Annotated in this window: 20 protein-coding genes and 1 pseudogene; 9 read left to right on the top strand and 12 right to left on the bottom strand. The window is 62.9% G+C overall.

All coding sequences use genetic code 11. The features are described from left to right. Nucleotides 1-51: 51 nt before the first annotated feature. From AC07WT_RS21295 to AC07WT_RS21265, 7 genes are all read right to left on the bottom strand, one after another. Nucleotides 52-780 (bottom strand): phosphorylase, encoded by a 729-nt coding sequence (locus tag AC07WT_RS21295; protein ID WP_494948481.1) that lies wholly within the window; start codon nucleotides 778-780, stop codon nucleotides 52-54. Between the two features lie 3 nt (nucleotides 781-783). Further along, on the bottom strand, nucleotides 784-2,808 hold the full coding sequence (gene shc / locus AC07WT_RS21290) for a squalene--hopene cyclase (RefSeq protein WP_494948480.1): 2,025 nt from the start codon (nucleotides 2,806-2,808) through the stop codon (nucleotides 784-786). After that, on the bottom strand, nucleotides 2,805-4,088 hold the full coding sequence (gene hpnE, locus AC07WT_RS21285) for a hydroxysqualene dehydroxylase HpnE (RefSeq protein ID WP_494948479.1): 1,284 nt from the start codon (nucleotides 4,086-4,088) through the stop codon (nucleotides 2,805-2,807). The genes shc and hpnE overlap by 4 nt, the downstream gene beginning before the upstream one ends. A gap of 4 nt (nucleotides 4,089-4,092) precedes the next feature. Continuing rightward, entirely contained in the window at nucleotides 4,093-4,941 is an 849-nt protein-coding gene (gene hpnD, locus AC07WT_RS21280; RefSeq protein ID WP_492595140.1) for a presqualene diphosphate synthase HpnD, read from the bottom strand. A 257-nt stretch (nucleotides 4,942-5,198) separates the two neighbouring features. Then, nucleotides 5,199-6,137 (bottom strand): sensor domain-containing diguanylate cyclase, encoded by a 939-nt coding sequence (locus AC07WT_RS21275; RefSeq protein ID WP_492595141.1) that lies wholly within the window; start codon nucleotides 6,135-6,137, stop codon nucleotides 5,199-5,201. Beyond that, a complete protein-coding gene (locus AC07WT_RS21270) occupies nucleotides 6,134-6,757 on the bottom strand; it encodes a chemotaxis protein CheC (RefSeq protein ID WP_494948478.1) in 624 nt (207 codons plus the stop codon). The genes AC07WT_RS21275 and AC07WT_RS21270 overlap by 4 nt, the downstream gene beginning before the upstream one ends. Continuing rightward, complete coding sequence (locus tag AC07WT_RS21265) at nucleotides 6,750-7,118, bottom strand: response regulator (RefSeq protein WP_492595143.1); 369 nt, start codon at nucleotides 7,116-7,118, stop codon at nucleotides 6,750-6,752. Before AC07WT_RS21265 ends, AC07WT_RS21270 begins: the two co-directional genes overlap by 8 nt. Nucleotides 7,119-7,273: 155 nt before the next feature. Here AC07WT_RS21265 and AC07WT_RS21260 point away from each other — a divergent pair, with 155 nt between their 5' ends. The 3 genes from AC07WT_RS21260 (at nucleotide 7,274) to AC07WT_RS21250 (ending at nucleotide 11,237) form a co-directional block, all read left to right on the top strand. Continuing rightward, nucleotides 7,274-7,669: a hypothetical protein gene (locus tag AC07WT_RS21260; protein ID WP_494948477.1), complete on the top strand. Its 396-nt coding sequence runs from the start codon at nucleotides 7,274-7,276 to the stop codon at nucleotides 7,667-7,669. Nucleotides 7,670-7,808: 139 nt separating this feature from the next. After that, a complete protein-coding gene (locus tag AC07WT_RS21255; RefSeq protein ID WP_494948476.1) occupies nucleotides 7,809-10,091 on the top strand; it encodes a hybrid sensor histidine kinase/response regulator family protein in 2,283 nt (760 codons plus the stop codon). 198 nt (nucleotides 10,092-10,289) lie between these two features. Beyond that, nucleotides 10,290-11,237 (top strand): hypothetical protein, encoded by a 948-nt coding sequence (locus AC07WT_RS21250; protein ID WP_492595146.1) that lies wholly within the window; start codon nucleotides 10,290-10,292, stop codon nucleotides 11,235-11,237. 112 nt (nucleotides 11,238-11,349) lie between these two features. Here the strand turns inward: AC07WT_RS21250 and AC07WT_RS21245 are convergent, their stop codons facing one another. After that, the gene (locus AC07WT_RS21245; RefSeq protein WP_492595147.1) at nucleotides 11,350-11,904 is read right to left on the bottom strand and encodes an NADPH-dependent FMN reductase; all 555 of its coding nucleotides are present in this window, start codon (nucleotides 11,902-11,904) and stop codon (nucleotides 11,350-11,352) included. A gap of 294 nt (nucleotides 11,905-12,198) precedes the next feature. Between AC07WT_RS21245 and AC07WT_RS21240 the strand changes: the two are divergent. Continuing rightward, nucleotides 12,199-12,416 (top strand): annotated as a pseudogene (locus tag AC07WT_RS21240) (hypothetical protein). Nucleotides 12,417-12,585: 169 nt separating this feature from the next. On the opposite strand, the gene AC07WT_RS21235 reads toward AC07WT_RS21240, so the two are convergent. After that, on the bottom strand, nucleotides 12,586-12,717 hold the full coding sequence (locus AC07WT_RS21235; protein ID WP_492579872.1) for a hypothetical protein: 132 nt from the start codon (nucleotides 12,715-12,717) through the stop codon (nucleotides 12,586-12,588). Between the two features lie 456 nt (nucleotides 12,718-13,173). On the opposite strand from AC07WT_RS21235, the gene AC07WT_RS21230 reads away from it, so the two are divergent. After that, nucleotides 13,174-13,782: an RNA polymerase factor sigma-70 gene (locus AC07WT_RS21230; RefSeq protein WP_492595148.1), complete on the top strand. Its 609-nt coding sequence runs from the start codon at nucleotides 13,174-13,176 to the stop codon at nucleotides 13,780-13,782. Continuing rightward, entirely contained in the window at nucleotides 13,769-13,972 is a 204-nt protein-coding gene (locus AC07WT_RS21225) for a zf-HC2 domain-containing protein (protein WP_492595149.1), read from the top strand. The genes AC07WT_RS21230 and AC07WT_RS21225 overlap by 14 nt, the downstream gene beginning before the upstream one ends. 67 nt (nucleotides 13,973-14,039) lie before the next feature. Here the strand turns inward: AC07WT_RS21225 and AC07WT_RS21220 are convergent, their stop codons facing one another. Beyond that, nucleotides 14,040-14,330, bottom strand: coding sequence for a DUF1272 domain-containing protein (locus AC07WT_RS21220; protein ID WP_494948475.1), 291 nt, complete (start codon nucleotides 14,328-14,330; stop codon nucleotides 14,040-14,042). A gap of 402 nt (nucleotides 14,331-14,732) precedes the next feature. Between AC07WT_RS21220 and AC07WT_RS21215 the strand changes: the two genes are divergently transcribed. Next, entirely contained in the window at nucleotides 14,733-15,716 is a 984-nt protein-coding gene (locus AC07WT_RS21215; RefSeq protein WP_494948474.1) for a sulfonate ABC transporter substrate-binding protein, read from the top strand. 18 nt (nucleotides 15,717-15,734) lie between these two features. Here AC07WT_RS21215 and arsC read toward each other — a convergent pair whose 3' ends face one another. After that, the gene (gene arsC / locus AC07WT_RS21210; protein ID WP_494948473.1) at nucleotides 15,735-16,094 is read right to left on the bottom strand and encodes an arsenate reductase (glutaredoxin); all 360 of its coding nucleotides are present in this window, start codon (nucleotides 16,092-16,094) and stop codon (nucleotides 15,735-15,737) included. 1,222 nt (nucleotides 16,095-17,316) lie between these two features. Here arsC and parA point away from each other — a divergent pair. Continuing rightward, nucleotides 17,317-17,979, top strand: a complete 663-nt coding sequence (parA, locus tag AC07WT_RS21205; protein WP_115101383.1) for a ParA family partition ATPase — start codon at nucleotides 17,317-17,319, stop codon at nucleotides 17,977-17,979. A 24-nt stretch (nucleotides 17,980-18,003) separates the two neighbouring features. Beyond that, the gene (locus tag AC07WT_RS21200) at nucleotides 18,004-19,059 is read left to right on the top strand and encodes a ParB/RepB/Spo0J family partition protein (protein WP_494948472.1); all 1,056 of its coding nucleotides are present in this window, start codon (nucleotides 18,004-18,006) and stop codon (nucleotides 19,057-19,059) included. 52 nt (nucleotides 19,060-19,111) lie between these two features. On the opposite strand, the gene AC07WT_RS21195 is transcribed toward AC07WT_RS21200, so the two are convergent. Continuing rightward, nucleotides 19,112-20,461: replication initiation protein (locus tag AC07WT_RS21195; RefSeq protein WP_494948471.1), on the bottom strand; the 1,350-nt coding region annotated here is incomplete at its 5' end.

The following is a 20,461-nucleotide window of genomic DNA, read 5'->3' as shown; positions in this document are numbered from 1 at the left end:
CCATACGCGCCTCCGTGCAAGCTAGCGCATTGACCGGCGGGGCGACCGCCGTCAGGTCCCCATCCGCAAGGCCCCGGCCTCTCCCAGCGCGTGGCGCGCCTGAACCAAAGAAGTCCGAGCCGCCCGGGCATCGGCGGCAACCTGAATCAGCGCCCCGATCTGCGACGGCTGTCGCAGCAATTCCCGCAGAATCGGCGCAATCGCAGTGCTGCCGTCATCGCGCAAGCCCGCTGTCGCCGCCGAAGGCAACGTCCGCCACGCGGGATCGACGATCGCGCGGCATACGGCGAACGGCACGCCGTGCGCGGCGGCCGTGGCCCCGGCGATATGCGATTCCATATCGACAGCCAATGCGCCAGTCGAGCGATGCAGCATCCGCTTGTCGTCGGCACTGACCAAAGGCGCAGTGACAGCAGCCATCAGGCCGCGCCGCAGGCGCGCCTCGAGCGGCCCGACGGCCAACGCGGCAGCCAGCCGATCCGCCCAGCGCGGATCGGTTGCGAGCCGCCCAAACGGTCCCTCGACCGCCTCCGCAACGATCAGCGTGCCCGGCTCCAGATCGGGCGCCAAACCACCCGCCGTGCCGAAGCTGACAATCCCCGCGCACCCGCGCGCGACCGCCGCGCTCAGCGCGCGCTCCAGCAAATCGGCGCGCGCGGCGTACACCACCTCGACGCCCTTGCCGCGCGCGATGCGCGCCTCGAAGGCCATGCCCGTCACCGCGATTACCGGCAAGGTGCTGCTGTCGGCGCCGGCGAACGGCGTTGTCGAAGGCGGCATCCGTTACATCCCGACCGTCACGCGCGTCAGCCCGCTACGTTTCAGATGGCGGAAGCGCGCCAGCGCCCACAACGGGAAGAACTTGCGATAGCCGTGGTAACGCAGATAGAACACACGCGGGAAACCGGTCGCGGTAAAGCGCGTTTCGTCCCACAGACCATGCTCGCGCTGCTCGCGTTGCAAATAATCGATACCGCGAGCGACCGCCTCGTGATTCACCTCGCCGGCCGCCATCAAACCCATCAGCGCCCACGCGGTTTGCGAGGCCGTGCTCGGCGCGCGCTCGTAGCCTCGGTAGTCGAGCTTGTAGCTCTCGCCGCCCTCGCCCCAGCCGCCATCCTGATTCTGGATCGACAGCAGCCACTGCACGGCGCGCCTGATGTGCGGGTCGTCGTGCGGCATGCCCGCGGCGTTCAGCGAACACAGCGCGGTCCACGTGCCGTAGATGTAATTCAGCCCCCAGCGCCCGTACCAGCTGCCGTCCGATTCCTGCTCCTTGAGCATGTAATCGAACGCGCGCTGCGCCGGTTCGCTGCCGGCTGGCAGTTCGCCAAGTTGCGCGAGCATCGACAGACAGCGGCCCGACACGTCCGCGGTCGGCGGATCGAGCAACGCGCCGTGATCGGAGAACGGGATGTTGTTCAGGTAGTACTGGGTGTTTTCCGGCTCGAACGCGCCCCAGCCGCCATCGCTGCTCTGCATGCCGACCACCCATTCGCGCGCGCGTGCAATGGCTTCGCGATCGACATCCGATTGCGTCAGCGCCGCGGAGCGATGCATCGCCATCGCCACCACTGCCGTATCGTCGACGTCCGGGTAGTACGCGTTGTTGTACTGGAACGCCCAGCCGCCGGGCCGCACATTCGGACGGCGCGAAATCCAGTCGCCGCGCACGTCGAGAATCTGCAGCGGACGCAGCCACGCCAGCCCACGTTCAGCAGCTTGCTCGGCATGCGCTTCGCGGGTTTCGAGCAATGCATGCGCGACGAGCGAGGTATCCCATACCGGCGACAAACACGGCTGGCAATAGGCTTCGTCGTCCTTGACGACGAGCAGCTTTTCGATCGACTGGCGGGCAATCGCGCGATTCGGATGATCGGCCGGATAGCCGAGCACGTCGTACATCATCACCGAGTTGGCCATCGCCGGGAAAATCGCGCCAAGGCCGTCTTCGCCGTTCAGCCGTTCGTCGACGAAGGCCACCGCCGCGCGCACCGCGCGTTCGCGCGTCGCCTTCGGGAACAGGCCGTCCACGGCGCGCAGCATCACGTCCACGCCGCTGAAGAAACGGAACCAGCCGAGATGCTGATGCGGCGCGCGGGCCCGCGTGCCGGTGTTGACCGGCGCGCCGCGGAACAACTCGTCGATACGCACGCGGCGCGGATTGCGCGCGACCGGCCGCTTCGCGTTCAGCACCAGCAGCGGCACGATCACGGTACGCGCCCAGTACGACACCTTCGACAGATGGAACGGGAACCACTCGGGCAGCAGCATGATTTCGGCGGGCATAATCGGCACCGCGCGCCACGACACCACACCGAACAGCGCGAGCAGAATCCGCGTGAACACGTTCGCCTGTTCCGCGCCGCCGTGCGCCAGAATCGCTTCGCGCGCGCGGACCATGTGTTCGGCGTCTGCCGGGTCGCCGATCATCTTCAGCGCGAAGTAGGCCTTCACGCTGGCGCTGATGTCGAGCGCGCCGTCGGTGAAGAGCGGCCAGCCGCCGTTATCCAGCTGGATGCGGCGCAGGTAGCGCGCGATCTTCTGCTCCAGTTCCACATTCGGCGTTTCGCCGAGATAGTGGACCAGCAGCACGTATTCGGCGGGAATCGTCGCGTCGGCTTCGAGTTCGTAGGCCCAGTGGCCGTCCGGTTTCTGCACAGCGAGGATCGCATCGGTCGCGCGCGTGATCGAGGCGTCGAGCGACGTTGCGGACACGTGCGGCGCAACTTCAGGCGCGCTCTCCGACGCATCGGCGAATTCGGGCAGGACGGCGCCCAGCTGCTGGGCTTGAGATAAATCGTTCATCGGCGTTCCATCGGTTGATTCAGCAGCATGTCCGCAGCCTTCTGGCCGGAGCGGACCGCGCCTTCGATCGTCGCGGGCAGGCCAGTAGCCGTCCAGTCGCCTGCGAGCATCAAATTGTTCCAGCGAGTACGCGTACCGGGCCGCTGCGTTTCCTGATCCGGCAACGCGGCAAACGTCGCGCGCTTTTCCATCACGACTTGCCAGGCCGGCATCGGCTCGGCCGGCAAACTGGCGGCTTGCGCCACTTCGGTCCAGACGGTTTGCGCCAGCGCTTCATGCGGCGTGTCGAGCACCCGGTCCGCGGCGTTGATCGTCACCGAGAGGCGGCCATCGGCCGCGAACAGCCAATCGGCTGTCGCGTTCAGCAACCCTGTGACCGGCGGCAAACCGAACGGCGGCTCGACCGCGAAATGCACGCTAGCGACCGCCGCGAAGCGATTGGGTGCGCGCAAACCAGGCACGACCGTTTGGGCGATCTCCGGCGGCACCGCGAGGATCACGGCCTGGTTCGCTTCGATCGCGATGCTTTCGTCAACGAAATTCAGCGCCGACACACGGCCCGGGCCCGGGCCCGGGCCGGTGTTGGCAAACTGAATGTCTTTCAGGCGCGAACCGAGCCGGATCGCCGCGCCGCCATGTTGCAACAGGCGCAGCGCCGGATCGACAAAGGCGCTGCCCAGACCGTTGCGCGCCACCAGCGGCCGGCACGCGAGGCCACCGGCCATCAGAGTCTCCCGGACCATCGCGCCCGTCAGCTCCGCCGACGCTTCGCGCGGCTCGACATTCAGAAGCGCGACAAACAGCGGCCGCAGCAAGCGGTCCCACAGCGGGCCATTGCAACGCATGGTCTGCGCCACCGTGCGAGCGGGTTTGGCGAACAGCAGAGGCACGAGCGCCAGATAGTCGCCCGGCCCGGTGTTCGGCACACGTACGTTCGGATCGAAGACCCACCACGGCAGCGTTCCCGGCGAGATGCGCACCGTCCAGCGCGCCCGCGTCGCCAGATCCACGAACGGATAATCGGGCTGAGCCGGACCGATCAGTTCGTCGGCGGCGCCGATCGCGCGCAAGTAGTTGAACGTCGCAAAATTGCCTGACAACACCATGTGATTGCCGCTGTCGATGGTCGCGCCCAGCGTGCTGTCGTAATACGAACGGCAACGGCCGCCCGCCTGGGCCGCCGCTTCATGCAGCACGACTTGTGCGCCGCGCCGCTGCAATTGCACCGCAGCGGCCAGGCCGGCGAGGCCGGCGCCGATCACATGGACGAGCTTTTGCATCAGCTCAGAAGAGCGCGTAACGCGCGACGATCCACAGCATGCGCATGCGCGGCTTGCTGACCTTCGTACGCGGAATATCGAAGCCGCGCTCGAGCGTGCGCTCGAGCAGCACGCGATAGACACCCGACATGATGCGCGGCGCGCGCACGTGGCTGCGCGGCTCGCGATCCATGATCGCGTCGGAGGCGGCGAAGTGTTCTTTGGCGCGCTCGGCGAGCGTCGCGCACACGCGCAGCAGCGACGGATCGTCGGCGATCTGCGCCGGGCTCGTCACGGCGATGCCCTCGCGCGCCAGCAATTCGAGCGGCAGGTAACAGCGGTTGATGCCGGCGTCTTCGTCGATATCGCGCAGGATGTTGGTCAGTTGCAGCGCGCGGCCCAAGTGGTGCGACAGCAAACGGCCCGGCTCGTCCTGCATCCCGAATATCCTCACCGATAGACGGCCCGCCGCGCTCGCGACACGGTCGCAGTAGAGGTCGAGCGTGGCTTCGTCGGGCGCGCAGATGTCGGCGGCGGCGTCCATCGCCATGCCGTCGATCATCGCGTGAAAATCTTCGCGTTGCAGATGAAACGTATGAATGTGCCGCGTCAACGCGCGCAATGAAGCGCGCGGCGCGCCGGCGTAGCACGCGTCGATGTCGGCCCGCCAGCGCTCGAGCGCAGCGGCGCGTTCGGCGCGCGGCATGTCGCTGTCGGCGATATCGTCGACAGCGCGGCAGAAAGCGTAGACCTGATACATCGCGTCGCGCTGCGCGGCCGGCAGAATGCGCATTGCGAGATAGAACGAGCTGCCGGACGTGGCGGCAGCGGCGTCGATTTCTGTATCGTCCACGACAAGATTGGAAACAGCCAAGACGATCTCCGCTGGAGGCGCCCGCTGAAAGGCGTTCAAGAAGTCATGCCTACCCGCAGGGTAAGCGGCCCGCGCGCGCGGACACGCGCGAAACACCCGGCAGGGATGCCGGAAACGGCGAAAAGTATAACAACCTTTGTGAGAAGCCGCAGTTTTGGGGACGAATAAGGGGCCTGAAGCGAGCCGGATGCGCCGGCGGCGAGGTATCCAACGCCGGTGCGCGGCGCAGGCAGGAATCGCCGGCGCCCGATTCGGATTCAGATAAACGCGACCGACCGGTTGCGCCCCTGCCGCTTCGCGCTGTAAAGCGCCGCATCGGCTTCGTTGATCAGCACGTCGTACGCCGGCACGCCCACGCGCGCCGCCGCGCCGCCCACGCTCGCCGTCACCGGCACGCTCGTGCCCTGCACTTCGACCGGCGTGTCGCTGATCGTCCGGCGAATCTTTTCCGCCACCCGCATCGCGTCTTCGAGCGGCGTACAGGGCAGCAGCAAGGCGAACTCCTCGCCGCCGAACCGCCCGAAGGTATCCTGCGCCCGCACCACCTCGGCGACCCGCTGCGCCATCACGCGCAGCACCGTATCGCCGACGCCGTGGCCGAACTGGTCGTTGATTTTCTTGAAGTGATCGAGATCGAACAGCAGCACGGACATGTCGCCGCCGTAACGCTGCCAGCGCGTGTATTCGTCGCGCAGGCGCGCTTCGAAGTACCGGCGATTGGCGATACCCGTCAGACCGTCGCGGTCCGCGTATTCCTGCAGCTTGGCGACCGCCTCCTCGCGCTCGCGTTGCACGATGCTGACGTGCGTGACGTCCGAGATGGTGACGCACACGGCCACCACTTCGCGATCGCGCGTCAGCGGCATGAAGGTGCAGTCCTGCTGCATGAAATCGACGCCGCCGGTAATCGGCCGGTCGTGATCGAACTTGAACAGATACGGGCGCTGTTCCCACGAACTGAACGCGAAACTGCCGAGCTGGAACACGCTTTCGATCTTGCGCGACAGCCACACGCGCGGCAGCTCGGGAAAATGTGTGAAGAGCGATTTGCCGACCACCTGTTCCGGCGACAAACCGCTGTGATCCTGCATGAACCGATTCCACATCAACACGTTCATCTCGCGATCGAGCACGAAAATGCCGAAGCCGACACGTTCGACTACCAGATCGCTCAACGAATCAGCGGGCACGTTCATAAGCTGGACAGGAGAGCGTCGAGCGCCTCGTTCATGTGGCGGATCGACTCTTCGGCCATCAGCATCACGAGATGCGCGCGGAAGCTCTGGTCTTCGAGCGCGAAATTCACTTCGACCAGCAACGCGACTTCCCATTGCAGCACGCCGGGCTGGAACACCTCGTCGAGCGTCATCGCTTCGCCGAGCAGGCCGGGCGCCGAGAAAACCGGCGTGCGGCCGAGCTGGTCGAGAATGCACGAGACGCACGCGCCCGTCAGCACGTTGGCGACGTCGAACATGAGTTCGTTCTGGCTCACCGTCTCGTAGGTGGAGCGCGCGTACGGGTCGCTCACGAGCGAACACAGCTGCTCGATGCTGTCGCTGCGGCAGATCACCAGCGCCTCGCCCTTGATATCGGAGCGAAAGCCCTGGCGCACCGCGCAGACCGTGTCCTGGATCCCGGTCATCTCGCGCAGCGCCTGCGCGGCCTCGCTCACCGCCACCACCTTCACACGCGGCACCGACAATTCGATGAACGCGTCGAGCAGCCGCGCGAGGCGCGTCGCGGCCTGGCCCATCGCCAGATTGGCGACTTCCTGCAGCGCGTCGCGCCGGTCTTCGTTGAGGACTGGCTCAGACATACAACCCGTACTCCTGGAGGATGGGCAGTACCGCCTCGGGCGTGACGGGCTTGGCGATGAACGCCGCGGCGCCGAGCGCGCGCACGCGCGCTTGGGCCATCGGCTGAATATCGGCGGAGACGACGATGACGAAGGTGTTCAGATCCTCATGCTGCAAGGCTTCCAGCACCTGATAGCCGGTCATGTCCGGCATCGTCAGGTCGAGGAACATCACCGACGCTCTGCCTTCGCGATACAGAGCGAGCGCCTCGCGCCCGTTCGTTGCGTAGGACACGTCGACATCCCAGTCCGGCGGCAATGCCTTGGTGAGCACCTTTCGGGCAAGCAGCGAATCATCGGCGATCACAATGGGCAAAGGCATGGGCGGGTCGGGGAAAGCGGGATTAGTTCTGGCGCGTTAACGGCAGATAGCGGTAGTTTCTTTAGCGCGCGGTCCGTCGAACGGCGGCAAGAAAGGCGAATTGCGGCGGGAATTCAGATCGCGAACGGCCGGGGAGCGCGCGCGGCGAGGCGCTTATGGTGAAACCGCCGGGCACGTATGATGGCGTGCGCGCACGGTGGACGACGGCGATGACCGGCATGTTCGAAGCCTACCCCGTAAATGAATCTGAGCGGCTTCATGGATCTGGTTGGTCCCGTTGCCGCGCGCGTGTTCCGCAAGCACCGTCCGTCACGCGTTGTGCACGTTGTCTGGCGGCCCTCGCGGCGGTTGCGGCCGAACATGGCGGACGCATTATTTATCGTGGCATCGATTTTCGAAGCAAAAGGGCGGAAAGGCAACTCGCCAATTTAGCCTACGCTAATCAGATTTCCCCATTAAATGCTATTTTTGAAAATATTTTATTACGTCTCGACGACTTTCTTTTGCCTTTATACTTTTGTGTACGTTTGCGCTTGCCGATTCGTCGCTGATTCAAAAGGCAGACAAATCTGTACCGCCATTTGCCGCAGCAACGACTCGCGCCGCCGCGAGTCTATGCTTCTCATATCTCGTATGATGATGCCGGCTTCCGGTTTTTTTCGTCTTGAACGACCGTAGCGTAAATCGAAAATGACACCCGACCGGTTCGACCCGCCTCAAGCGAGCCGCCATTCCGCTGGCCGGCAGGACGAGGCGCTGTTCCCGGCCGTGCCGGAACAGAATTTCCACGTGCGGCGCATGACGCTGATCGCGCTGCTGATCGCTGCGATCGTCCTGCCGTGCGTGTATGTGGCGGCGATGGCGTTCAACGATCTGCGCGCGCGTGAAGCCGGCGCCACCGACATGACGCTGCGCACGGTGCGGGTCGCCGAAGAACACGCGCTGAAAGTGTTCGACATGAACGAGACGCTCGACTCCCGCATCGTCGATCTCACACAAGGGCTCGACGACGACGGCATTCGCGCCGGCGAATCTGCCATTCACGACAAACTTCGCACGATGGGCGGCGGTTATCCGCAGGTGGCCGCCGTGTCGATCTTCGGCCGCGACGGCGACTTGCTCGCCAGCAGCCGTTTCTATCCGGCACCGTCGATGTCGATTGCCGAGCGCGAAGACTTCACCGGGGTTCGCGACGGCAAGGATATCGAGCACGTGTCGAAGGTGATGGTGGGACACGTCGCCGGCGAACAGGTGTTCAACATGGGCGTCGCGCGGCGCGCCGCCGACGGCTCGTTCGCCGGGGTCGTGTCGGTCGCGTTGCGGCCGAGCTATTTCAGCGCGTTCTACCGCGAACTGCTGGGCGGCAGCGACGACACGCCGATGACCATGAGCCTGATCCGCACCGACGGCGCAATCCTCGCGCACTATCCGCGCAGCCCGCACGAGCCAGTGGCGATATCGCCGCAGTCGCCGCTCGCCCAGGCGCTGGCTCAGGTGCGGCGGGCCGGCGTGGTGCGAATGAGTTCGGACATCGACGGCGACGATCTGATCCTCGCCTACCGGCGCGTCGGCGCGTATCCGGTGTACGTGTCGAGCGGCTACCGCGCTTCGGCGATCTGGGCCGGCTGGTACCGGCATCTCAGCGTTCTGATCCTGTCGATGTTCACGCCGTCGATCGTGCTGTGGTGCGTGATCTGGCTGTCGCTGCGGCGTCTCGGCGCCGAAGAGGAGGCGTGGGAGCGCTGGCAGGCCGAGGCGTCGATGCGCCGCTCGATCGAATCCGCGTATCGTCAGTCGCGCAAGATGGAGGCGCTCGGCAATCTGGTCGGCAGCGTCGCGCACGACTTCAACAATCTGCTGATGATCGTGTCGGCCAACGTGCAGATCGCGCGACGGCGCGGCGCACCGGGGCTCGACCGCGAGATGTCGGCAATCGAGCGGGCGCTCAAGAGCGGCCAGTCGCTCACGCGGCAATTGCTCGGCGTCGCGCGCAAGCAGCCGTTGCGGAATGAGACGCTCGCCCTCGAGCGCTGGCTGCCGGCATGCCGCGAGTTGCTACGCGCGTCGCTCGGCGCGAAGATTTCGCTGGTGATGGATATCGGCGTCGAAATCTGGCCCATGCGCGTCGACGTCGCCGAATTCGAACTGGCGCTGATCAACCTCGCCGTGAATGCGCGCGACGCGATGCCCAACGGCGGCCGTTTCACCGTGCGGGCCACCAACATCGCGTTCCGCCACGAGGACGGCTTTCCGCTCGTCGGCGATTTCGTGCAGTTGTCGCTTGAAGACACCGGCGGCGGCATGCAGCCCGAAGTGCTGGCGCGCGCCTTCGAACCGCTTTTCACGACCAAGCCGAAAGGCATGGGCACGGGTCTCGGGCTGCCGCAGGTATTCGCCTTCTGCGAGCGCTCGGGCGGCCTTGCGGCGATCGACAGCGCGATCGGCGCGGGCACGTCGGTGCGCCTGTACCTGCCGCGCGCCGCCGCGGCGCCCGAAGCTGAACGGCCGGCTGAACCGGGCGTCGAGGAAGCCGGCACGCCGCACGGCCTGCGCATTCTGCTGGTCGAGGACAACGACGAAGTCGCCGCCGGCACCGAAGCCTTGTTGCAGATGATGGGGCACCAGGTCACCTGGGTCTTCAATGCCGACACCGCGCTGCGCCTGTTCGACGACGCCCACGCCAGGCAGGCCCGCACCGGCGAGCCGCTGCCGTTCGATCTGGTGCTGTCCGACATTCACATGCCCGGCACGATGAACGGCATCGATCTGGCTGAAGCGGTGCAGGCGTTCGATACCAGGCTGCCGGTCATTCTGGTGACCGGCTACGCGGAAGAACTCGACCGCGCGCGGCATGTGGACGTGCGCGTGCTATCCAAACCCTTCGATATCGCGTTGCTCGACAAGCTCCTGCAAACGATCCAGCGCGATCTGACGCAGTCGGGCACGCATTCCGCGGCTCACCCCGCAGATTAAAAACGCTCCGGGGATCGCCGCGATTTACCGGCAATTGTAAAAACGCGGCGCCCGCAACCAGCGGCGCGCCGCGCTTTTTGCCTTGCGAACGGCGCACACAGGCGCTGGCCCATTCGGGCACGAACGTTGCAGCACGGTTAAGGAAGGAGAGCGACGCGTTTCCGCGCTGTCTACTCCGCCCAACTCCGGGAGGCAGCCATGCGACACGCTGTGATTGGTTTATTCGACACCTATTCCCAAGCGGAGATCGCCCGCGATACGCTCGTGCAAACCGGTTTTGCACACGAAACTATCGAGTTGCAGGCGAACCCGGAACCCTCCGTCGGCTCGGCAACCGACGAAGTCGCCAGCCCGGGCGTGCTGGCCAACATCGAACGTTTTCTTGCCAGCCTGTTTGCCAGCGGCCCACGCGCGTCCGAAACGGCCCGCTACGCCGAGGCCGTGCGCCGTGGCGCCGTGCTGGTGTGTGTCAACGCCGCGAGCGAATCGCATGCGGAACTCGCTCGCAATACCTTGAGGAGACTGGGCGCTACCGACGTCGGCGAGCGCTCGCCCGACTGGGACGCGCCGCTGAGCCGCGACCATTCCATCCTCGATGAACTGGGCATCGGCGCAGTGACGCCCGGCACGCCTCGCACCTCGAGCGCGACCAGCCGGCCCGCGACGAAGGCCGGTCCGCAATATTCACCGCCGCCGCCGGCTGAGCGGCCGGCCACCGATCCGCTGAACGAGCCCGTATCCGATCCGCTGGTCGGCGATGCGGGACGCAGCGCGATTGCCGCCGGCAGCATGCCGGGTTCGGGCGCCGTCATGCAACCGTCAGAAGTCGTCCCCCAAACGGGCCAGCCGCACGCGGGTATCGGCGAGCAGATTCCGAACGAGTATCTGGAATACGAAGAAGATTTCCGCAGCCACTACGACGAGCAATACGCGGCCGACAGTTCGCGTTACGAAGACTACGTGCCGGCCTATCGATACGGCGCGGAGATCGGCCGTGACGCGCGTTATCGCGACAGGCCGTGGGACGACGTCGAGCCGGAAGCCCGGCGTCACTGGGAAAGCACCTCGCCGGAAAGCACGTGGGAACGTTTCAAGCTCGCCGTGCGTCACGGCTGGGAACGCGTGACGGGACATCACCACGTATAAGCAGAGGACATGACAGCGCCGGCGTGCCGCGAGGTGACGGCAACGCCGGCGCTTTTCATTCACCCGATGATATTCACCCGATATTCACCCGACCGCTTGCGCGGACATACCGTCAGGCAGCGGTATGCAGCTTGACCCATGCGACGTAGCGATCGACAAACGTCTGCAAGAACTTGCGCGTGCCGTCGTTCAGGATCTCGCCTTTCTCGTTGATGACCGCCGCGTCGTGCTTGATGAACACTTCGGGCTGGCCGAGCGTGGCGACGTCGAGATAGGCCAGCACGTTACGCAGATGCTGTTGCGCGAGCGCGGTGCCGGTCGCGCCGGGCGACGTGCCGAGCACCGCGCCGGGCTTGTTGGCAAACGAATTCGTCCCCCACGGACGCGAGCCCCAGTCGATCGCGTTCTTCAGCACGCCAGGCATGGAGCGATTGTATTCGGGGGTGACGAACAGCAGGCCATCGGCTGCTTCGATGCGCTGCTTCAATTGTTTCGCGACTTCCGGAAAGTCGGCGTCGTATTCCTGGCTGTAGAGCGGCAAAGAGCCGATGTCGATAAATTCGAAGCTGAAGTCGGCGGGCGCGAGCGAAACCACAGCGTGGGCCAACTGACGGTTGAAAGACTCGCGGCGCAGGCTGCCGACGACGACTGCAATGTGATGGGCCATGTTTCGTTCCTCGTGTTGAGGCGCTTGACGCGCGAAAGGGTACGAAGTGTCAATCATAGGCAAAAGCCCGCCGGATCGAGAGCCGTGATGGCAAAAACACCGGCGATCGGAAAGACGGCAGCAAACCATGCGGATTGCAACCGGTGGATAACCCGGTAGCGCCCAAAGTTATCCACAGATTCACTGAATAACCTTGTGGATAAGTAGTACTTTTGCCTTGTCAATCAAGCATGCTTTCGGCGTAGGACGATTTGAGGCAAATGGGCGCGCCTGCTTTATACGGACGATCGAGCAATGAGTCTGAATTACGCAGGCAAATCCCATGACGAGGCCGTAGCCGCGCGAAAAAAGGCCCGGCAGCGGGTCGCAGGAGCAACCCAGCGGCGAAATGGCCGTGGACGGCACAGAAACCGACGCGCAGCATAGCTGCGGCGAGCTGTCCGGACGTGGTAAGGAAGTGTGGCGCCGAGGTCATGGCATCCGATGGTGGCGGGAAGATCGACCGCCGGTGATTGCGTCTGGCGGCGTCTGGCCGGCATCGAGCCGGGAGAGGCTGCGCGGCAAGTGCATTTGCCATAAACGCAAAAAGGGCGCCGTTATCGGCGCCCTTTTTTCACTTCGCGAGTCGGTTTCGTTGGCGAGCCCGGTGCCGGGTATCTTTCCGGCCGTGCCCCCCGCCGATCAGTTACCGAAGAACACGTTGCAGTACGATGCCGGACCGCTGCATTGGGCCGGCGAAGCGGCTTGGGCCACGCCCGAAGCGGCGGCAAACAGGGCGACGGAAGCGATCAGGGCGGAAAGAATGCGTTTCATGGTGCGACTCCTCTTCAGCGTTTGGTTTGCGATCAGGTGCGATCGATGAAGTGAAGAATAGCGATTCAGCGTTTACCTAAAAATACCGAAGTGGAGAAGACATTTTTTCAAATGTTGAAATAATTGAAGCGCCACGTGAGCATGGATGCGAGGCGGCCGAGGCTTCAGGTGGAACCACGTCGACGTCTGTTCGGGGTTGAGCGGTTGACCCGATGCCTTGCTTTCAATTTGCGCAATAATGTTTTTCGCTGTCATAAACGCCTTGCCGCTCCGACTAAGGTCATCGGGTCATCGCTTTCTGGCGGGCACATGTTCAATACCAATTCGCTTGTGCAGGAACGTGCGCGAGAATGGCGCACGAGTCCAAAAATAGCGCAAGGAACCTCACCCGCTCATGAACCACAACGATTCAATAGAAGACGTGCGGCAGCCGTCGGCGCGACGACGGAGCGCGTCATGGCGCAGATAAGCGGGCCGGCGCTCGACGATCCCGCCTATCTGACGCAGTTGCGGCGCGACCTGTTGCGCTTCGCCCGTCTGCAACTGCGCGATGCCGCAGCCGCCGAAGACGCCGTGCAGGAAGCACTGGCCGCCGCATGGACGCAAGCTGACCGGTTCGCGGCCCAATCGGAACACAAGACGTGGGTGTTCGGCATCCTGCGGCACAAGCTCGTCGATACCTTGCGCGCGCGGCAGCGCACGGTGAACCTCTCGGCGCTCGAATCCGAACTCGACGGCGAGGCGCTGCTCGATCGGGAGCTGTTCAAGGACAACGGCCACTGGTCGCGCGAGAGCAAGCCGCAACCGTGGCCGACGCCCGAAACCGCGCTGCGTCAGCAGCAGTTCTGGACCTTGTTCGAAATGTGCCTCGAACATCTGCCCGAACACATCGGGCGCGTGTTCATGATGCGCGAATTCCTCGATCTCGATACCGAGGCCATCTGTGCCGAATTGCAGATGACCGCCAATCATTGCAGCGTGCTGATCTACCGGGCGCGGCTGCGCTTGCGCACTTGCCTGAGCGAAAAGGGCCTATCCAGAGAGGATGCGAATGGGGAAGTGTAAGAACATCACGCGTCTGCTGTCCGACGCGCTCGACCGTCGGTTGACGACCGGCGAATGGGTCGCGATCCGGCTGCATCTGCCGACCTGCAGCGGCTGCCGCAACTATCGCAAACAGATCCGCCTGCTGCGCGTGGCCGCGCACGCGGCGAGCGGGATCGAAGTGCCGGGCGCGGCCGGTGCCGATGAGTGATGCGATTGATTCGATCAATGCGCGGCCAGCATCTGCGCGTTGGCGGCGCATCGACCGGGCGCCTCGCTTAGCGTTCGCCAGGCGGCGTGTTGCGGTAGCGCTCAAAGAAACTCGCGTGCGACGCTTCGTCGATAGCGACGGGATGCGGTTCGGTGCACGCAGGATGTTTGGCGAGTTGCGCCCGCGTACGGATCGGCCGATGCTGGAAATCGCCGCCGCAGTTCGGGCACACGTTGCGTAGCGTGCTGAGCGCGCACACTTCGCAGAACGTGCATTCGTACGTGCAGATCATCGCGTCGGGCGCGTTCGGCGGCAGTGATTTGCCACATCCTTCGCAGGATGGTCTCAGTTCAAGCATGGTTCTGGCTCCGTATCGAGAGGGGAAAGCGGGCGCTAATACCGCGCTTGCCGCACTTGCCGCACTTGCCGGATGACGCAGTGTAAGCGGCGAGGGCGATGCAGAATCGACAACTGCGCGTCAATTCCTGCCACCGCGCCCGCTCGCCGCCAATCAGACGCACGATGTCCGCTTTGGCCTATTGACGCAGCCGCGGCAACGCGGATGCCGCCGATTGTTGCGACCACTACCAACCTGGCGCAGCGAAGCGGGCAGACGGCGGGGGCGGCCATGAAGCCGCGATGTGGAACATCTCCGGCGTGATTTGCTTATGCGAATTTATCGGTTCGTCCAGGTTTGCGGACGGCTTATCGTCGGCGGCAATCGGTCCGTTTTGCGTCCGTCTTTTTAACGACCACTTTTATGTCCCGTCATCCGTTACTGACGCGCCGCGCGTTTATCGCCGGCGTGGGCGCTTCGCTGGCCGCCGTGGCCCTGCCCCTCGCCTCCACTACAGCCTTCGCGGCCGATGCGCATGCGAAGGAATTTCGCATCGGCTACCAGAAAGCAGCCAACACGCTGGTGCTGCTCAAGGCGCACGGCACGCTCGAAAAGCGGCTCGCGCCGCTCGGTATCACAGTCAAATGGAGCGAGTTTCCAGCCGGGCCGCAGTTGCTCGAAGGCTTGAATGTCGGCGCCATCGACTTCGGTTATGTCGGCGAAGCGCCGCCGGTCTTCGCGCAAGCGGCCGGCGCCAACTTCGTCTACACCGCGTACGAGATTCCGACTCCGCATGCTGAAGGCATCCTCGTGCATCAGGACGCACCGATCAAAACGCTCGCCGATCTGAAGGGCAAGAAAATCGCCTTCAACAAGGGGTCGGACGTTCACTGGTTCCTGGTCGCGGCGCTGGAAAAGGCCGGCGTGAAGTACAGCGAAATCCAGCCCGTCCATCTGCCTCCCGCCGACGCGCGCGCGGCCTTCGAACGCGGCGCGATCGACGCATGGGCCATCTGGGACCCGTTCCTCGAAGCGGCGAAACGGCAATCGAACGCGCGCTTGCTCACCGACGCCGAAGGCATCGTGAACCACCACCAGTTCTTCCTGAGCGCACGGCCATTCGCGCAGCAAAACGGTGACGTGCTCGCAATCGTAATAGATGAAGTCGGAAAAGAAGGCACGTGGGTGCGCGGCCATTACAGCGAGGCAGCCGCGCAGCTTGCGCCGATACAGGGCCTCGATGCGGATGTGATCGAGGCCGGATTGCGCCACTACGCGCATATCTACAAACCTGTCGACGCGAAGGTGCTCGCCGAACAGCAGCGTATCGCCGACACGTTCAACGAGCTGCGCATCATCCCGACGAAGATCGTAACGAAGAACGCTGTGCTGGCTGCGAAGGCCTAGATCATTGCGTTTGGACAGTCAGGCAAACAGCGCTTTGACATTTTCTGGCGGGCGGCCAATCACGGCCCGCCCGTTTCGCACGACGATGGGTCGTTGCAAAAGGATCGGATGCTTTGCCACTGCTTCGTATAACTGAGCGTCGCTCAGCGTGAGATCGGAGAGCTGAAGTTCTTTGTATTCGGCTTCTGTGTCCCGGATCATCTCGCGGACCGTACAACCTAGCTGTGCGTTGAGTTGCTTGAGTTGGGCAATCGTGAGCGGCTGTTTCAGATATTCGACGATTTCCGTTGGTTCGTTTGTGCTGTTGCAAGTGCTTGCGATCAGGTCGCAAGCGGCACGCGATTTTGAACAGCGGGGGTTGTGATAGATGGTGATCATGGTCGTTTTGGCTGGTCGCGGTTACTGGGTATTTTTTCGTGGTGAATTTTAGCGGCTGTGAGCGGCGGGTTGGTCTTTGGTGGGGCCCAGATTGTCGATGGGCTTGTGCGCGATTGATCGCGATTGATCGCGGGTGGGAGGTGGTCTTCGGGCCGAGCGGGTGTAGCGCTTTCCGTGGGGCCGGTCTTTACGCTCGTGACAGATCCGGATCGCCCCGGCCACCTTAACGCTATATTTTCTGTTCGATTTATTTTTCTTCCTCCAGTGCGAATGACTGCGTTTTGATGACGACTTGATGAGTCGCGTCCGGAACGGCGGTGTACGGGTCGACAGCAGTGGGATTTTCGGTGCACGGCGCACAGTACGAGATGTTGCCGGAAAGCGGTTGGCGACATGGCGCGGGGAAACCCGGTCAGCAGTGAACTATGAAAGGGCAGATTGCACTTTGCATTTACCCTCTGATTGAGAATGCCGCTCCGGGATTGAGGTCGGGACAATGCGCCTGTCAGACCTATCGGCGACACTTCGGATTGCCTGCCACTTGACGATGGTGCCAATGGGACACAGATTGTCTTGCTCAACGCGAGCAAGGGACAGGGACACAAACCGATACCCGCTTCTCGCGTCCGATGACAGGGTAAAGGCGAGGCACAGTGCATAAGAGGTAGTGTAGAAACGGCTGCTTGCACTGCTGGGAAGTGCATCGGCTTTATGCGCATAAAGCGCGGACTTTTCACGCGAGCCTCGCAGTTGACGCGTGCCCCATCTTAAGTGCCGCCGGTATTTCTCAGGCCGTTGAATCAGGCCTGCTCGGCAAGGGCGAACAGCGATTCTGCTGCTGTCATCGCCACCGAGACGATACGTCAGGCTGTCGCGCACAATACATTGCCGTCAAAGGTGGTTTCGGAAGGCGCATTTATGCGCATAAAGATCTGCCCGTCGTCCGATCGAATCGCTAACCCAACACGTCACAGGCATTCCAGCTACGGGCAGCGTCAAACTGACGCAAAAACGGCCACCTCTGGAGTATTCCCGAAGAGCGCGCGCGGCTCATCCCATCCACATCGCCTCACGGCGTTCACACGACGACTTCGACGCCTCCATCCTTTATGCGCATAAACCTATCCCAGATGGCTAATCCTTCGTGTGTTTACACAAAAACGATTGAAATACGAATTCATCCAGGTAAAATCCATCTGCGTCTAAAAAGAGGAGGTGAAGATTGGCAGCAGAAATCATCGCGGTAACTCAGCAAAAGGGCGGGGTCGGGAAGAGCACAATCGCGATGCACCTCGGCGCTGCATTCCATGAGAAAGGCAAACGCGTCCTCGTCGTCGACGCAGATGGTCAAAACACACTGATCCATTGGGCCAGTGCCTCATCCGACGGCGAATCCGGCATCCCGTTTCCGGTCGTCAATCTCTCCGAAGCCGGCAGCCAAATCCATCGCGAGATCAAGAAGTTCGTCAGTGACTACGACATCATCGTGGTCGACTGCCCGCCCTCCATTACCGAGAAAGTATCCGGCGTTGTATTGCTCGCAGCGAGCGTCGCGGTTATTCCGACCTCGTCGTCGCCTGCGGACTATTGGTCGAGTGTCGGTCTGGTCAAACTCGTCCAGCAAGCCCAGGTGATGAACGAGGACCTGCGCGCAGTCTTCCTGCTCAATAAGACCGAAGAGAAGCGAATGCTGACGCGTGAACTGAAGCGCGCGTTAGAAGAGCTGGGATTCCCGCTACTCAAAACCCAAATCCCGACCCGCGAAGCGTACAAGCAGGCGATGGCGTTAGGGCAGACCGTGCTTCAGATGAACGATCGCGGCGCCAAGCTCGCCGGCATCGAAATACGGGCGTGTGCCAACGAAATCGCCGCCTTGCTTCCGTGAATTTATGCGCATAAAGGACCCTGAATGAAACCCTCCCAATTCGCCAAAGGCTTTCAAGCACGTCCTGATACGACCAGCAGCGAAAAGCGAACCGCCCTCGACCGCCTGAATGCGATCGACGGTCTGGTTAAGAATGGCCCCAACAGTAGCAATGTGCCTAGCCGCATGACCCCGCCCGTAATGCCTCAGGTCGTCGCGGAAGTCGATTCGGTTGACACCGCCAATGAATCAGCGGCCTACCGCGCATGGCGCATCGAGCACGGCTACCGGCCGGGCCAGGTCATCGACCTCCCGCTCAAGGCGATCAAGCCGAGTCCGTTCAATCCCCGGCATTTCTATCTGAAGTCGTCGATTGCCGAGCTCGCCGTCAATCTGGCCAAGCAGGGACAACAACAAGCCATTCACGTCATTCCTGATTACGACAATCCCGGCACGTACTTTGTCAGCGATGGCGGCCGGCGCGTCCGGGCGTTGAAGGAAGCGAACAAGGAATCGGTGAAGGCGATCGTCATCGATCTGCCGATCGGCATTCAAAGCTACAAACTCGGCTACGACCTCAATGTCCAACGCGATTCGCAGACGGTATTCGACAACGCTGTCGTCTGGAAACGCTTTCTGGAGGATCGGCATTTCCAGAGCCAGAAAGAGCTCGCCGAACACCTTGGACTCGATGAGTCGACCGTTGCCGTTGCCCTGTCGATTGCGAAGCTGCCCGAGGTGGTGATGCATGAGATGGTCGCGAGGCCAGACCGGTTCGGCTCGAACATGGCCTACCAGGTGGGCCGCTATCACACCGCCCGCGGTGCCGACGCGACGCTGCGTCTGATCAACAAAATCCTCTCGGACGATCTGAGTACACGGCAAGTCGCCGACATCGTGAAGGGCCGAGCAAGCGCGCAGGAAAGCGCGAAACCGGCGGGCCGGCAGCGCTATGCGCAGCGTCTGGAAATCAAGCTCGGGGGTGTTTCGGTCGGCGATCTGAAATCGTATGGCGACGATCGAATCGAACTCCGCCTGAAGGGTCTTTCACGCGAAAAGCGCGACGACATCCTTCGTCAGATTGAACAGATGCTGAAATAAGAGAAGAGCAGGTTACGGCGGCGTTGAAGTATTGCCGCCGTCCTGCGAAGGATTATGCCGCGCGCGATTGGCTCAGCGTGAAGGCGAGCAGATCGCCGTCGGTGGGCTCGCCCCACGTCTTGTGAGCCAGCCAGTCGAAGAACGCCGTTTCAACAATCTTCGAATCCAGTCCGCGCCGACGCCAGTCGTCCCGCATGTGCGTGCCGAGCCCCGGCAATTCATCTTCTTCAAACGACTGCCGCGCGATCTCCCGCTCAGACTCGCCTTGTTCGTCGTACAGCTCGCGCGCTTCCTTGCGCCGATACGCCGAGTACTCGCCAAGCAGACGGGCTTTCAGATCGTCTGCCGGCGCAGCCACCGCCGCCTTGCCCCCGCCGACGGACGGCAACGCCTCGACCGGCGGCGCATAGCCTTTCTTCAACGCATCCTTGAACAGCGCAGGCGCGCTGCGCACCGCCGGCAACGACGTGCTGCGCATGCGTTGCTCAGTCATTTGCAAAGCTGCGCGAATACGATTTTCTTCGCTATCAGCGTATAGCGTTTGTGCTTCCTTCAGCGGGATGCCGATCTTCACCATCCGGTCGACCAGCGTGCTGTCGAACACGTTCGGATGTTCGTCAAGCGCGAGCATCGGCTGCTTGCGCTCCGTCACGCGGAACTGGATCTCGGCGACCCGCCGCCCTTCGCGGTGTTCGATCAACTCGACGAAGATGTTGGTGACCGCGTTCACTTCGGCGATTGCCGGACGCAGGTAATCGCGTTTGAAATACTTGTACTCGCGTTTCGCTTCGTCTCCGGCTTCCGTGTCAGGCGTGCCGGAGAGGATCGGGCGCCACCATTCCCACGATTCGCGCATCGTCAGATGGCTCGGATTCGTCAGGTAGCGCACGCAGATTTCATAGAGCGCAAGGCCCGCGCTGCTGCGCAACTGGCTCTGGAATTGCAGACTCAAGCGTGCGTACTGAACCGGGTCGAGCAGCTTCTTCTTGATTTTTGGCGCAAACGAAAACTCGACCCACACGCGGCGTGTGGTGGGGTCTTCGAGAATTTCCGCGTCGGCGATCAGCGTGGAGATACCCCATTTCCGGCCCGGCTTCTGACTTGACGTGCCGGTACTCCATTCGACCTGCACCGACACCATGCGCCGCAAGTGCTCCTTCACGAGCGCGGTGTCATTTGAATCGAACGCCGAATTGGCGACGATATCAGACAGCAGGGCCCGATAAGTGTCGCCGGACTCGTCCGCTTGCTGAGCGACGGCGAGAAGCACATTGAACAGCTTACGGGTGAGGAGCGTGATTTTGCCGCTCTTGGGCTGAATAGCGATCGCCTCGACGGCCTTTCGCAATTCGGCCGAACTCGGGCTCACTACATCGGTCTTCTTCGCGCGCTTCGTGGCCAT

The organism is Paraburkholderia sp. GW821-FHT02A12 (genome assembly GCF_059422005.1).
This window is presented reverse-complemented; position numbering and strand designations above follow the sequence as displayed.